The sequence below is a fragment of the Pseudomonas sp. NY15354 genome (genome assembly GCF_048068075.1).
GTDB classification, from domain to species: Bacteria; Pseudomonadota; Gammaproteobacteria; order Pseudomonadales; family Pseudomonadaceae; genus Aquipseudomonas; species Aquipseudomonas guariconensis_C.
Genome location: NZ_JBLUPV010000001.1, coordinates 389,146 through 402,751 on the forward strand (window position 1 = coordinate 389,146; position 13,606 = coordinate 402,751).

Consider the following 13,606-nt stretch of genomic DNA (forward strand, 5'->3'; position numbering starts at 1 on the left):
ACAATGCACGACTTTCGTTGAGATGAGTCGTACGGAGAGCTGTCGGGTGCAGATCCAGGGTCACTATGAGCTGAAGTTCGAGGCGGTGCGTGAAGCCTTCGCCGCGTTGTTCGACGATCCCCAGGAGCGTGGTGCGGGGCTGTGCATCCAGGTTGGCGGCGAGACCGTGGTCGATCTGTGGGCCGGCAGTGCCGACAAGGACGGTCGCGAGGCCTGGCACAGCGACACCATTGCCAACCTGTTCTCGTGCACCAAGACCTTCACTGCCGTCACCGCGCTGCAACTGGTCGGGGAGGGCAAGCTCGCCCTGGACGCTCCTGTGGTGCGCTACTGGCCCGAATTCGGCCAGGCCGGTAAAGAGTCAGTGACCTTGCGTCAGTTGCTCAGCCATCGGGCGGGTCTGCCGGCTATTCGCGAACTGCTGCCGGCCGAGGCGCTTTACGACTGGCAAGCCATGGTCGATGCCCTGGCAGCCGAAGCACCCTGGTGGACGCCGGGCACCGAGCACGGTTATGCCGCCATCACCTATGGCTGGCTGATCGGGGAGTTGATCCGACGTGTCGACGGGCGTGGCCCGGGTGAGTCGATCGTCGCCCGTACCGCGCGTCCCCTGGGCCTGGATTTCCATGTCGGCCTGGCCGACGAAGAGTTCCATCGGGTGGCGCATATCGCCCGTGGCAAGGGCAACCCTGGCGATGCCGCGGCCCAGCGCCTGTTGCAGGTGACCCTGCGTGAGCCCGAAGCCTTGTCCACTCGCGCCTTCACCAATCCGCCGGCCATTCTCACCAGCACCAACAAACCTGAATGGCGACGCATGCAGCAGCCAGCGGCCAATGGCCATGGCAATGCCCGTAGCCTCGCGGGTTTCTACGCAGGCCTGCTCGACGGCAGCCTGCTGGAATCGGAGTTGCTCGATGAGCTGACCCGCGAGCACAGCCTTGGCCAGGATCGGACCCTGCTGACCCAGACCCGCTTTGGCCTGGGCTGCATGCTCGACCAACCTGATGTGGCCAACGCCACGTTCGGCCTGGGCGCCCGGGCCTTCGGTCACCCAGGCGCTGGCGGTTCGGTTGGTTTTGCCGATCCGGAGCACGACGTAGCCTTCGGTTTCGTGACCAATACGCTGGGCCCCTATGTGCTGATGGACCCGCGCGCCCAGAAGCTGGTACGCGTTCTTGGCACTTGCCTTTGATCGGGTAGTGCGGGTATTGCCCAGGCCCTTTGACTATCCTCAATGCCAACGCCTGATGTGTGTTGGCAAAATTTCTTTCTATTTCATGGTGTATCGCTGATGTCTTCACATAAAACCTTAGCACTCGCTCTGTGCCTTGCCGTTACCGGCTGTGCCCAGCATTCGCAAAATGCCTCGAGCGACGCAGGCCACAGCTGGTGGCCATTCGGCTCGGACAAAGTGGCCGAGCAGGACGTGAAGGAAGCCGTGACCGAGAAAGTGGCCAAGGCTGATGCCAAGTCCGAGAGCGGCAGCCGCTGGTGGTGGCCGTTTGGCGGTGACGACAAGCAGGCCAAGGGGCCAGTGGTACCGAAGATCGACCAGAAGGCCACCCAGGCCTGGCTCGATGAGTACGAGCCTAAGCTGCGTGAGGCAATCAAGGACAGCAAGTTCGAGCTGGAGCGCCGCGACAACGTGCTCGCGGTGACCATCCCGGTGGATGGTTCCTACAACCCGGATCGTCCTAACATGCTGCTGCCGATGACCCTAGGCCCGATCACCCGCGTGGCCAAGACCGTCGAAACCGACCCCAAGACTGCCGTGCTGATTCTTGGCCATGCCGACACCACTGGCGCTGCTGCAGCCAACCAGAAGCTCAGCCTGGAGCGCGCTGCCTCGGTATCGGCGATTTTCCGCCTCAGCGGCTTGCAGCGTGACCGCCTGACCCTCAAGGGCATGGGCTCGGTGATGCCACGTGCCGCCAACGACAGTGCCGAAGGCCGCGCCCTGAATCGTCGGGTGGAAATGCTGCTGACCCCGCAGAACACCATGGTTGCCCTGCTGGCCAAGTACCAGCAGGCAGCACCAGCGCCTGCCCCGGCGTCCATGGTAGCCACCCAGGATGCTCCAGTTCCGGCAACCAAGGCTGCCGCCAGCAAACCTGCGGCGAAGACTGCCGCCAAGCCAGCAGCCAAAAAGCCAGTCGCCAAGGCCAAGGCTCCTGCCAAAGCCACCGCGAAGAAGAAAGCCGCACCGGCCAAGCCGGTTGCCAAGAAGACCACGGCTGAAAAGAAAGTAGCCTCTGCGAAGACCAATTGATCGTCAAGGAAACGCAGTCATGACCCAAACCCTGGCCGATATGCGCCGCGACTACACCCGTGATGGCCTGGCCGAAGCCCAGGCACCGGGTGAACCGTTCGCCCTGTTCCATCAGTGGTTCGGCGAAGCCGTGAAAACCGAGCAGGCGCCGGTTGAAGCCAATGCCATGACCCTGGCCACTGTCGATGAGCAAGGGCGTCCCCACTGTCGAGTCCTGTTGCTCAAGGGGCTCGACGAGTGGGGTTTCACCTTCTTCACCAACTACGACAGCGCCAAGGGCCAACAACTGCTGGCCAATCCGTTCGCTGCCATGACGTTCTTCTGGCCGGCGCTGGAGCGCCAGGTGCGTATCGAAGGGCGGGTGGAGAAAGTGACGCCCAAGGAGTCCGACGATTATTACCAGGTGCGCCCGCTGGGAAGTCGCCTGGGGGCTTGGGCTTCGCCGCAGAGCCGAGTGATTGCCGGTCGTGAGGAGCTCGAAGGCCTGGTCAAGGCCACTGAGGTGCGCTTCTCCGATACCCAACCCCATTGCCCTGAGCATTGGGGGGGCTATCGCCTGCTACCTGAGCGTATCGAGTTCTGGCAGGGCCGCGCCAGCCGGCTGCACGATCGCCTGAACTATCGCTGGGTAGATGGCCAGTGGCTGCGTGAGCGCCTGGCACCTTAATCCTGGTAGGCCGCGGCCTGGCGTTCAAGCCAGGCCGACAGTGCCTTTCGCTTGATCTTCTGCTCCCGCGCCTGCTCCAGGCATTCGAGCATGTAGGCCCGCTTGGCCGGGTCTTCGCCCGCCAACGACAAGGCCAGGTCGCGGTCCATCCAGCGGCGCATGCGAACGTACAGCCACCAATGGAAGTACAGGCCTGTGACAGTCACCACAACGACGATGAAGTAATCCATGGCTATCCTTGGTCTCGATAATCGAGCCCGCAACAAAGGGTATGCAGGCTGTACTGAAGCTGAATAAAAGCAAATTTGTAACGTCTGTGTCGTGACAGTCATCAACGCGCGGGGTCTAATGGACACCTGACTTATGGAGAGTTTCCCATGCGTAAATCCGTTTTGCTGGTGGCGAGTTTCACCACCATGTCGCTGCTGCTCGGCGGTTGTGCTTCCAGTCTGACCGGCGACAGCTATTCCCGAGATGAGGCCCGCCGTGTACAGACCGTGCGCATGGGTACCATCGAGTCCCTGCGTCCGGTGAAAATCGAAGGCACCAAGACCCCGATCGGTGGTGGTGCTGGTGCCGTGGTCGGCGGTGTGGCCGGTAGCGCCATCGGTGGCGGTCGCGGCAGCATCGTCGCCGCCGTGATTGGTGCCGTGGCCGGTGGCCTGGCAGGCTCCGCCGCCGAAGAAGGCCTGACCCGCACCCAAGGTGTGGAAATCACCGTTCGCGAAGACGACGGCAGCATGCGCGCCTATGTGCAGCAAGTGCAGCAAAACGAAATCTTCCGTGTGGGTGAGCGTGTGCGCATCATGACCGTCGATGGCACCAGCCGTGTGACGCACTGATCGTCCTGCAGCAATGAAAAACCCCGACTCGGCCTAGGCCGGTCGGGGTTTTTTTATGCCCTACTGATTCAGTTGACGGGCTTGCGGCTGGCCATCGCAGTGATCGCATATCCGATCAGCGCCGCGAACAGAGAACCGGTCAGTATGCCCATGCGGTCCATGCCTGCGAACTCGCTGGCCCCGGGGACGAAGGCCAGGGAGCCGACGAACAAGCTCATGGTGAAGCCAATGCCGCACAAGATCGCAACGCCCAGCACCTGCCCCCAGTTTGCGCCCGCTGGCAGCGCGGCCAGGCGCAGCTTGACCGCAAGCCAGGTCAGGCCGAATACGCCGACCGTCTTGCCCAGCAACAGGCCGACGGCGATTCCCATGGGCACGGGGTGGGTGAAGCTGTCCAGGGTCATGCCTGCGAGCGAGACACCGGCATTGGCAAAGGCGAACAGGGGCAGGATGGCATAGGCGACCCAGGGATGCAGGGCATGCTCCAGGCGCAGCAGCGGTGACGAGGCCGCATGACGGGTGCGCAGCGGAATGCACAGGGCCAGGGCCACACCGGCCAGGGTCGCATGGACGCCGCTCTTGAGCACGCAGACCCAGAGGACCAAGCCCACCAGCAGGTAGGGTGTCAGCTTGATCACGCCCAGTCGGTTCATGGCCATCAAGGTGAGCAGGCAAGCACCCGCCAGCATCAGCGAAACGTTCGACAGGGTGCCGGAGTAGAACAGGGCGATGATGACGATGGCACCGAGGTCATCGATGATCGCCAGGGTCATCAGGAACAGTTTCAGCGACACCGGTACCCGCTTGCCGAGCAGGGCCAGCACACCCAGGGCGAACGCGATATCGGTGGCGGTGGGGATGGCCCAGCCGGCGATGGCTGCTGGGTTGTCCCGATTGACGAACCAGTATATCAGCGCGGGGACCACCATACCGCCGATGGCCGCCGTGGCGGGCAGAATCACCTGGGAGGGCTTGGACAACTGACCCTCGATGACCTCGCGTTTGACCTCAAGGCCGATCAGCAGAAAGAACAGCGCCATCAGACCGTCGTTGATCCACAACAGCAGGGGCTTGGCGATCTGCAAGGCTCCTACCTGGACGGCGACCGGCACGTCGAGCAGGCCGCCATATAGGTAGGAAAGGGGGGAGTTGTTGATGATCAGGGCGAGGACCGCCGCGGCGATCAGCAGTAGGCCGCTGGCGGCCTCCAACTGGAGAAAACGGGAAATAAGGGTACGCACGGCCTGACGGGTCTCCATGAACGGGCTCGGATGAAAAAGACGTACACCCTAGCGTGGGGGCGTTGGGTATTGGAACAAAAACGCCCTGCGCTTTTGTTATAGGTTTTTACGGCTCGATGTGCGAAGCCTAAAGGGCTTTTACCGGACGCGGAGACGGAAAAATTCTGGCAAGGGTGAGCGTTTTTTCTGATATTGATGGCTCAGTTGAGGGCTGTAGGCCAGCCCTCAACGCTGTCTGGGTCAGGTATCGAGCCCAAGCATGTCCCGCGCCACAGCTTCGGCGATACGAATGCCATCGACACCCGCGGAGAGGATGCCGCCGGCATAACCTGCGCCTTCACCTGCCGGGAACAACCCTTTGAGGTTAAGGCTTTGATAGTCTGCGCCCCGGGTAATGCGCACAGGCGAGGACGTGCGTGTTTCGATGCCGGTCAGCACGGCGTCGTGCAGGTTGTAGCCCTTGATCTGACGGTCGAACGCCGGCAGTGCTTCGCGGATGGCTTCGATGGCGAAGTCCGGCAGGCTCGGTGCCAGGTCGCCCAGGGTCACACCTGGCTTGTAGGAAGGTTCGACGCTGCCCAGTTCAGTAGAAGGACGACCGGCGACGAAATCGCCTACCAACTGTGCAGGCGCCTGGTAGTTGCTGCCGCCCATCACATAGGCGTGGGATTCCAGGCGTTCCTGCAGTTCGATACCGGCCAGCGGGCCGCCCGGGTAGTCGCGCTCAGGGTCGATGCCGACGACGATGCCGGAGTTGGCGTTGCGCTCGTTGCGCGAGTACTGGCTCATGCCGTTGGTGACCACACGGCCCGGCTCGCTGGTGGCGGCGACCACGGTGCCGCCCGGGCACATGCAGAAGCTGTAGACCGAACGGCCATTCTTGGCATGGTGTACCAGCTTGTAGTCGGCTGCGCCCAGCTTGGGGTGTCCGGCATATTTACCCAGGCGCGCTTTATCGATCAGCGACTGTGGGTGCTCGATACGGAAGCCGACCGAGAACGGTTTGGCTTCCATGTAGATGCCCCTGGCATGGAGCATACGGAAGGTGTCGCGCGCACTGTGGCCCAAGGCCAGGACCACATGGCGCGAGTGCAGCTGTTCGCCGTTCTCCAGGACCACGCCGGTCAGTTGACCATCATCGATCAGCAGGTCGGTGACCTTTTGCTCGAAGCGGACTTCCGCGCCCAGGGCGATCATGTCCTGGCGCATCTGCTCGACCATGCCGGTCAGTCGGAACGTACCGATGTGCGGTTTGTTGATGTAGAGGATCTCATCTGGCGCACCGGCCTTGACGAACTCTTCCAGGACCTTGCGGCCATGGTGGTTCGGGTCCTTGATCTGGCTGTAGAGCTTGCCGTCGGAGAACGTGCCGGCGCCACCTTCACCGAACTGGACGTTGGATTCGGGGTTGAGCACGCTCTTGCGCCACAGGCCCCAGGTGTCCTTGGTGCGCTGGCGCACTTCCTTTCCGCGCTCCAGGATGATCGGACGAAAGCCCATTTGCGCCAGCAACAGGCCCGCGAAAATGCCACAGGGGCCGAAGCCGACCACGATCGGGCGCTCCTCTAGGCCTGCGGGCGCATGACCGACGAACGTGTAGCTGACATCGGGGGAGACGCCGATGTTGCGATCGTCAGCGAACTTGCGCAGCAGTTGCGCTTCGTTGCTCGCCTCCAGGTCGATGGTGTAGATGAACAGCATTTCGCTGTTCTTCTTGCGAGCATCGTAGCTGCGCTTGAACAGGGTGAAGCTGAGCAGTTGCTCATCGGCGATACCCAGGCGCTCGACGATCGCTTCGCGCAGGGCTTCATCGGAATGGTCCAGGGGCAGCTTCAGTTCGGTGATTCGTAGCATGGCAGGGTCCAGTATCCCGGCCATGGGCGGCCGGCGGCTTTACACAAACCGCCAAGTATAAGCTGTTAGCCTTCCTGACTGGAGGATAAAAGCGCCCCGGCGATCAGTTGTCGCGGGCTCCGCCGTAATAGCCGCAGCCTTGCAGGGTCTGGCCATCGATACGCAGTTCGGCGCGCAGGTGGCGAACTGCTCCGGTGGCGCCATCGATGCAGCGTTGCGGGGCGACCCACAGTTCGATGCGCTGGCCGTTGGCTTCGCTGGACAGGCTCAAGCCACCGCCAGGCATCTGCTCTTCCAGGTAAGGCAGAGGCAGTGGGTCCTTGCCGACACGCTCCAGTACCATGCCCTTGCCGCTGGCCTTGATCGCCCAGTCCGGCTCGTGGCCGTCGGCGCGCAGGGTCAGTTGCTTGAAGTTGGGATCTTCGCAGGCCTGCGTGGAAGGTTCGAGGCGATACAGGCGTTGCACTTCGAGGCGACCGTCATTGTTGGCCTGCTTGCTGCCGGTCAGGCTGCCGCGCACGTCCGCGAACAGCTTGTCGCCTGCGTCGTCAGCCAGGTTGGCCGCCTCCTGCAGGATGCCGGTGCTGGCGGCATCGCTGATCACGAAGCGGCGAGCTTCGTTGCAGGGCTTGAACAGCAACTGGCCGCCCCCGGCACTCAACTCACCCTGCATGCGGGTGGTGCCGATGTTCGGATCGACCGGCTTGTCCGCCATCAGCTGGCAACCGGCGAACAGCGGCAGCAGGGTGGCGAGCAGCAGGGGAGGGGTGAGGCGCATGGGGCGGGCTCCGAAAACGTCGCAAAAGAGCTGGCCACGTTACTCAGGCTGGACGTCGATCACAAGCGCCGGGTTGTCTGTACTGGCCGGTTCGCGGGCTTGTCCCGCGATTGGGGCGTGCGGGCATCAGCCAGAAAAAAAGGGCCGAAGGCCCTTTTTCAATCGCAGGTCGATCAACCGCCCAGATAGGCGTCGCGCACCTTCGGGTCGACCAGCAGCGCTTCACCGGTACCCTGCATCACCACTTTGCCGTTCTCCAGCACATAGGCGCGGTCGGCGATCTTCAGCGCCTGGTTGGCGTTCTGCTCGACCAGGAACACCGTCACGCCATCACGGCGCAGTTGTTCGATGATGTCGAAGATCTGTTGGATGATGATCGGCGCCAGGCCCAGCGATGGTTCGTCGAGCAGCAGCAGCTTGGGCTTGCTCATCAGTGCCCGGCCGATGGCCAGCATCTGCTGCTCGCCGCCGGACATGGTGCCGCCTCGCTGCACGTAGCGTTCCTTCAGGCGCGGGAACAGCTGCAGGACCTTGTCCAGTTGCTCCTGGTAATCGCCCTTGTTGGTGAAGAAACCGCCCATGGCCAGGTTCTCTTCGACGGTCAGGCGGGCGAACACACGGCGGCCCTCCGGGACCACCGCGATGCTCTTGCGCATGATGTGCGAGGAGGGCTGGCCGACCAGCTCTTCACCCAGGTACTTGATGCTGCCGCTGTGGGCCTGCGGCGAGCCGCAGAGGGTCATCAGCAGGGTGGATTTGCCGGCGCCGTTGGCACCGATCAGGGTGACGATTTCGCCCTGATTGATCTCCACGTTGACGCTGTGCAGTGCCTGGATCTTGCCGTAGAAGGTGGAAACATTCTCGAACTTCAGCATTTACGCCTCCCCCAGGTAGGCCTTGATCACATCAGGGTTGCCGCGAATTTCTTCCGGCGTGCCATCGGCCAGGGGCGTGCCCTGGTTGATCACCACGATGTGGTCGGAAATGCTCATCACCAGCTTCATGTCGTGCTCGATCAGCAGCACAGTCACGTTGTGGGATTCGCGCAGGTAGCCGATCAGGGCCTTGAGGTCCTCGGTCTCCTTGGGGTTCAAGCCGGCGGCGGGTTCGTCGAGCATGATGATCCGTGGCTGGGTCATCATGCAGCGGGCGATTTCCAGGCGGCGTTGCTGACCGTAGGCCAGGGTGCCAGCGGTACGGTTGGCGAACTCGGTCAGGTTGACCTTCTCCAGCCAGTACTGCGCGCGTTCCATGGCCTCCTTCTCACTGCGGCGGAAGCTCGGGGTCTTGAGCAGGCCGGCGAAGAAGTTGGTGTTCAGGTGGCGGTGCTGGGCGATCAGCAGGTTCTCCAGCGCGGTCATTTCCTTGAACAGGCGCACGTTCTGGAAGGTCCGCACCACGCCCTTGCGGGCGATCTGGTGACCGGCCAGGCCCTGGATCGGCTGGCCATCGAGCAGGATGGTACCGCCGCTGGGCTTGTAGAAGCCGGTCAGGCAGTTGAAGACAGTGGTCTTGCCGGCGCCGTTCGGGCCGATCAGCGCCACCACTTGTTTCTCCTTGACGGTCAGGCCCACGCCGTTGACCGCCAACAAGCCGCCGAAGCGCATGCTCAGGCCGCTGACTTGCAGAATTTCGCGGCTCATCGACGCAGCTCCATATGGGGACGTTGCATAGGCAGAAGGCCCTGCGGACGCCAGATCATCATCAACACCATCAGGGCACCGAACATCAGCATCCGGTACTCGCTGAACTCACGCATCAGCTCCGGCAGCAGGATCATCACGATGGCCGCGAGGATCACGCCCAACTGCGAACCCATGCCACCCAGCACGACGATGGCGAGGATGATCGCCGACTCGATGAAGGTGAACGACTCCGGTGTCACCAGACCCTGGCGGGCGGCGAAGAAACTACCGGCGAAGCCTGCGAAGCACGCACCGAGGGTGAAGGCCGACAGCTTGATCACGGTCGGGTTCAGGCCCAGCGCACGGCAGGCGATCTCGTCCTCGCGCAACGCTTCCCAGGCGCGGCCGATCGGCATGCGCAGCAGGCGGTTGATGACGAACAGCGCCAGCAAGGCCAGCAGCAGAGCCACCAGGTAGAGGAAGATGACCTTGTTGATCGAGTTGTACGGCAGGCCGAAGAACTCATGGAAGGTCTGCATCCCCTCGGCGGCGCGACGTTCGAAGGTCAGGCCAAAGAACTCCGGCTTGGGGATGTTGCTGATGCCGTTGGGGCCACCGGTCCAGTCGGTGAGGTTACGCAGGAACAGGCGGATGATCTCGCCGAAGCCAAGCGTCACGATCGCCAGGTAGTCACCGCGTAGACGCAGCACCGGGAAGCCGAGCAGGAAGCCGAACGTGGCGGCCATCAAGCCGGCGATCGGCAAGCATACCCAGAAGCTCCAGCCCAGGTAGTGCGAGAGCATGGCGTAGCTGTAGGCGCCGACGGCGTAGAACCCGACATAACCCAGGTCGAGCAGGCCAGCCAAGCCGACCACGATGTTCAGGCCAAGGCCCAGCAACACGTAGATCAGGATCAGGGTGGCGATGTCGACTGCGCCGCGTGAACCGAAGAACGGCCACACCAGTGCCGCGACGATCAAGCCCATGATCACATAGCGCTGGGTCTTGGGCAGGGTCAGGTAGTTGCTGACGGCCGGTGGGATCAGTTTGCGATCCGAGCGGCGACCCATCACCGAACTCCACTGCTTGTCGAACAGCACGCGCAGGAACATCAGCACCGAGCACACGGCGATGATGCTGATGGTGAATGAGCCCTGGGTGTGCACGACCAGGCTGATACCGTCGATGCTCAGTTTCAGGCCCAGCACCGGGAAGGCCACGGCCCATACCAGCAAGGCGCTGAAGAACGCCTGTTTGAGATTTCTGTTCATACTTTTTCAACCTCCGGACGGCCCAGGATGCCGGTCGGCCGGAACAGCAGGACAAGAACCAACAAGCCGAACGCCACGACGTCCTTGTACTGGTCACCGAAGATATCGGCGCCAAACGCTTCGGCCACGCCCAGCACCAGCCCGCCGAGCATGGCGCCCGGGATGCTGCCGATGCCGCCCAGTACCGCCGCGGTGAAGGCTTTGAGGCCTACCAGGAAGCCGGCGTTGGGGTTGATCACCCCGTACTGCATGCTCAGCAGCACGGCCGCCACCGCCGCCAACGCGGCGCCGATGACGAAGGTCAGGGCGATGATGTTGTTGGTGTTGATGCCCAGCAGGTTGGCCATCTTGATGTCCTCGGCACAGGCACGGCAGGCGCGCCCGAGGCGGGAACGGGAGATGAACAGGGTCAGGCAGGTCATGGCCACCAGGGTGACCACGAACACCAGGATCTGCATGTAGGACACCAGGACTTCCTCCGCGCCGCCCGGCCCGAACGAGAAGGCGCCCGGAATCAGGTTGGGGATGGATTTGTCCTTGGAATCCTGCGAAAGCAGGACAGTGTTTTGCAGGAAGATCGACATACCGATGGCGGAGATCAGCGGGATCAGGCGGTTGCTGTTGCGCAGCGGCCGGTAGGCGACCCGTTCGATGCTGTAGCCATAGGCACTGGTGACGAAGATCGTCGCGACGAAGGCGACGGTCATCAGGATCGGCAGCGAATGGATACCCATCATGGCCAGGCCCGCGAGGGCGATGAAGGCCACATAGGAACCGATCATGTACACCTCGCCGTGGGCGAAGTTGATCATGCCAATGATGCCGTACACCATCGTGTAGCCGATGGCGATCAAGGCATAGGTGCTGCCGATGGTCAATCCATTAACCAGTTGTTGGAAGAAATGGTAGATCTCAGGCATTACAGCGCTCCTAAAAACCTGATTTGCATTCGCTGGCGGGTGGTGAACCCGTCCTGCATCGTGGGCTTGGCGACGATGGCAGGCACGGCCAGGGAACCGCGGGTGACGGTTTTAAGATTTTCAGGTGAACCCCCTCCCGGATCGCGGGAATCGGGCCCATGAACCTCGTAAAACAAAGCCCACTGCTCACACAGTGGGCTTTCGGTTAGCTAGTCACGCTGTTACTGGGGGGAGACTTCGGTCTTCGGCTTGCCGAAGTGCCATTCGTAGACCACGAACTTGAAGTCCTTCAGGTCGCCCTTGTCGTCGAACGACAGGTCGCCGGTTGGGGTCTTGAAGGTGCCTTTGTGGATTTCGGCCGCGACTTTCTCGGCGTCGTCGCTGGTGCCGGCGGCCTTGATGCCGTCAGCGATCACTTGGACGGCGGAGTAGGCCGGGAACACGAACGGGCCGCTCGGATCCTGGTTCTTGGCCTTGATGCCGTCGACGATGGCCTTGTTCGCAGGGTCGGCGTCGAAGGACTTCGGCAGGGTGACCAACAGGCCTTCGGAGGCGTTCTGGGCGATCTGCGAGATGGAATCGTTGCCGACGCCTTCTGGACCCATGAACTTGGCTTTGAGGCCTTTTTCCTGGGCTTGGCGCAGGATCAGGCCCAGCTCTGGGTGATAGCCGCCGTAGTAGACGAAGTCGACGTTGTTCTGCTTGAGCTTCTGGATGATCGAGGAGAAGTCCTTGTCACCGGCGTTCAGGCCTTCGAAGACAGCAACCTTGACGTTCTTGCCTTCCAGGGTCTGCTTGACCGCGGTGGCGATGCCTTCGCCGTACTGCTGCTTGTCGTGCAGGACCGCGACGACCTTCGGCTTGACGTGGTCGGCGATGTAGTTGCCGGCGGCAGGGCCTTGGGCGCTGTCCAGGCCGATGGTGCGGAAGATCAGCTTGTAGCCACGGGCGGTGATTTCCGGGCTGGTGGCCGCTGGAGTGATCATGATCACGCCTTCGTCTTCGTAGATGTCCGACGCAGGCTGAGTGGAGCTGGAGCACAGGTGGCCGACCACGAACTTGACGCCGTCGTTGACCACTTTGTTGGCGACTGCCACGGCCTGTTTAGGGTCGCACGCGTCGTCGTATTCCTTGGCCTCGAGCATCTTGCCGTCGATACCGCCCTTGGCGTTGATGTCCTCGATGGCTTTCTTCGCGCCGATGAACTGCATGTCGCCATACTGGGTGACCGGACCGGTCTTGGGGCCGGCGATACCAATCTTGATGGTGTCGGCGGCAAACGAATGGCTGGCAACCCCGGCCAGGACCATTGCGGCGAACAGCTTGGAAATCTTGATCATAGTGCTCCACTCATTCTGTTGTAATTCTTATAGTCCTGGCGGCCAGGGCTACAGATCGGGCGGCTCCGGCATGGCCACGCCATGTCGCTAGCCCACCTTCCCCCGGAACATGTCCCGGAACTGTACCGGTACAGTGTAGAGCGCCCGTCGAGCGCTTGAAAAGCGGGCGAAAAGCGCGACTTTTCCAGGGTGTCGCCTGATCGAAACAAAGATACAGAAAAGCGCCATTACTTTGCCTGTATCCTCGGCCCCACCCCACAACTTCGGGGCTGATCGATCAAATTACGTATTTGAAACCGGGTTTTTCTGCAAAAATGCCGACCTTTTCAATTGGCCACATTTTTGCCGGTAGGAACCCATGACTGATCAAGCAAGCACCCTCTATGCCAAATTGCTCGGCGAGACGGCAATCATCGAGTGGAAAGCGCTGGAGCGTTTCTGGGCCAAGGGTGACCTGATTTGGGTCGACCCGAGTCTGGACCTGATCGCCGTTGCCGAGGCGATGGCCGAGAATCGCAGCGAGATCTTCGCCAAGTGGCGCAATGATGGCACTGTCGCGCCCGTCTCCGCAGAGCAAGCGCTGGACCTGCAAAGCCGCGATCCAGAGATCTGGGCGGTGGTGGTTTCTCCATTCATCGTGATCCAAGTGAAGAAACCGGAATAAGACCAGGCGTTTTTAGTGCGCGAAAATGCACAGCGCGCCGCAATGGTGCGCATTGACGCTCACGTAAGGTGGAAACAAGTAACAACGGCGCGGCGGTTCGGCGTGGCGGTAACAGTTTACGGTATGCGTAATGGG

General features: G+C 62.0%; 14 protein-coding genes. 5 read left to right on the forward strand and 9 right to left on the reverse strand.

What is annotated here, in order from left to right:
- The first annotated feature begins 46 nt into the window (after positions 1-46).
- The 3 genes from ACNFCH_RS01770 to pdxH all read left to right on the forward strand — a co-directional run bounded on the left by ACNFCH_RS01770 (position 47) and on the right by pdxH (position 2,936).
- Entirely contained in the window at positions 47-1,192 is a 1,146-nt protein-coding gene (locus ACNFCH_RS01770) for a serine hydrolase domain-containing protein (RefSeq protein WP_416742155.1), read from the forward strand.
- Positions 1,193-1,291: 99 nt separating this feature from the next.
- On the forward strand, positions 1,292-2,269 hold the full coding sequence (locus tag ACNFCH_RS01775) for an OmpA family protein (protein ID WP_416742141.1): 978 nt from the start codon (positions 1,292-1,294) through the stop codon (positions 2,267-2,269).
- Between the two features lie 19 nt (positions 2,270-2,288).
- Entirely contained in the window at positions 2,289-2,936 is a 648-nt protein-coding gene (pdxH, locus tag ACNFCH_RS01780) for a pyridoxamine 5'-phosphate oxidase (RefSeq protein WP_416742142.1), read from the forward strand.
- Here the strand turns inward: pdxH and ACNFCH_RS01785 are convergent.
- Complete coding sequence (locus ACNFCH_RS01785) at positions 2,933-3,166, reverse strand: hypothetical protein (protein WP_337157736.1); 234 nt, start codon at positions 3,164-3,166, stop codon at positions 2,933-2,935. The genes pdxH and ACNFCH_RS01785 overlap by 4 nt on opposite strands.
- Positions 3,167-3,313: 147 nt before the next feature.
- On the opposite strand from ACNFCH_RS01785, the gene ACNFCH_RS01790 reads away from it, so the two are divergent.
- Positions 3,314-3,778 carry a glycine zipper 2TM domain-containing protein gene (locus ACNFCH_RS01790; RefSeq protein ID WP_043213112.1) on the forward strand — a complete coding sequence of 155 codons (465 nt, stop codon included), beginning with the start codon at positions 3,314-3,316 and terminating at the stop codon, positions 3,776-3,778.
- Positions 3,779-3,846: 68 nt separating this feature from the next.
- On the opposite strand, the gene nhaA is transcribed toward ACNFCH_RS01790, so the two are convergent.
- The 8 genes from nhaA to ACNFCH_RS01830 form a co-directional block, all read right to left on the reverse strand.
- Positions 3,847-5,037, reverse strand: a complete 1,191-nt coding sequence (gene nhaA, locus ACNFCH_RS01795) for a Na+/H+ antiporter NhaA (RefSeq protein WP_416742143.1) — start codon at positions 5,035-5,037, stop codon at positions 3,847-3,849.
- Positions 5,038-5,259: 222 nt separating this feature from the next.
- Positions 5,260-6,873, reverse strand: a complete 1,614-nt coding sequence (locus tag ACNFCH_RS01800; protein WP_337157734.1) for an NAD(P)/FAD-dependent oxidoreductase — start codon at positions 6,871-6,873, stop codon at positions 5,260-5,262.
- 103 nt (positions 6,874-6,976) lie between these two features.
- Positions 6,977-7,651, reverse strand: a complete 675-nt coding sequence (locus ACNFCH_RS01805; protein ID WP_337157733.1) for a hypothetical protein — start codon at positions 7,649-7,651, stop codon at positions 6,977-6,979.
- Positions 7,652-7,824: 173 nt separating this feature from the next.
- Positions 7,825-8,526 (reverse strand): ABC transporter ATP-binding protein, encoded by a 702-nt coding sequence (locus ACNFCH_RS01810; RefSeq protein WP_043215137.1) that lies wholly within the window; start codon positions 8,524-8,526, stop codon positions 7,825-7,827.
- Positions 8,527-9,294, reverse strand: a complete 768-nt coding sequence (gene livG, locus ACNFCH_RS01815; RefSeq protein ID WP_337157732.1) for a high-affinity branched-chain amino acid ABC transporter ATP-binding protein LivG — start codon at positions 9,292-9,294, stop codon at positions 8,527-8,529. It abuts the gene before it with no gap.
- Entirely contained in the window at positions 9,291-10,547 is a 1,257-nt protein-coding gene (locus ACNFCH_RS01820; RefSeq protein ID WP_196165595.1) for a high-affinity branched-chain amino acid ABC transporter permease LivM, read from the reverse strand. Before ACNFCH_RS01820 ends, livG begins: the two co-directional genes overlap by 4 nt.
- Positions 10,544-11,467 (reverse strand): high-affinity branched-chain amino acid ABC transporter permease LivH, encoded by a 924-nt coding sequence (gene livH, locus ACNFCH_RS01825; protein WP_043215131.1) that lies wholly within the window; start codon positions 11,465-11,467, stop codon positions 10,544-10,546. The genes ACNFCH_RS01820 and livH overlap by 4 nt, the downstream gene beginning before the upstream one ends.
- Positions 11,468-11,688: 221 nt before the next feature.
- The gene (locus ACNFCH_RS01830; RefSeq protein ID WP_043215128.1) at positions 11,689-12,807 is read right to left on the reverse strand and encodes a branched-chain amino acid ABC transporter substrate-binding protein; all 1,119 of its coding nucleotides are present in this window, start codon (positions 12,805-12,807) and stop codon (positions 11,689-11,691) included.
- Positions 12,808-13,165: 358 nt separating this feature from the next.
- Between ACNFCH_RS01830 and ACNFCH_RS01835 the strand changes: the two genes are divergently transcribed.
- A complete protein-coding gene (locus tag ACNFCH_RS01835; RefSeq protein ID WP_070094353.1) occupies positions 13,166-13,471 on the forward strand; it encodes a DUF2288 domain-containing protein in 306 nt (101 codons plus the stop codon).
- Positions 13,472-13,606: the final 135 nt, after the last annotated feature.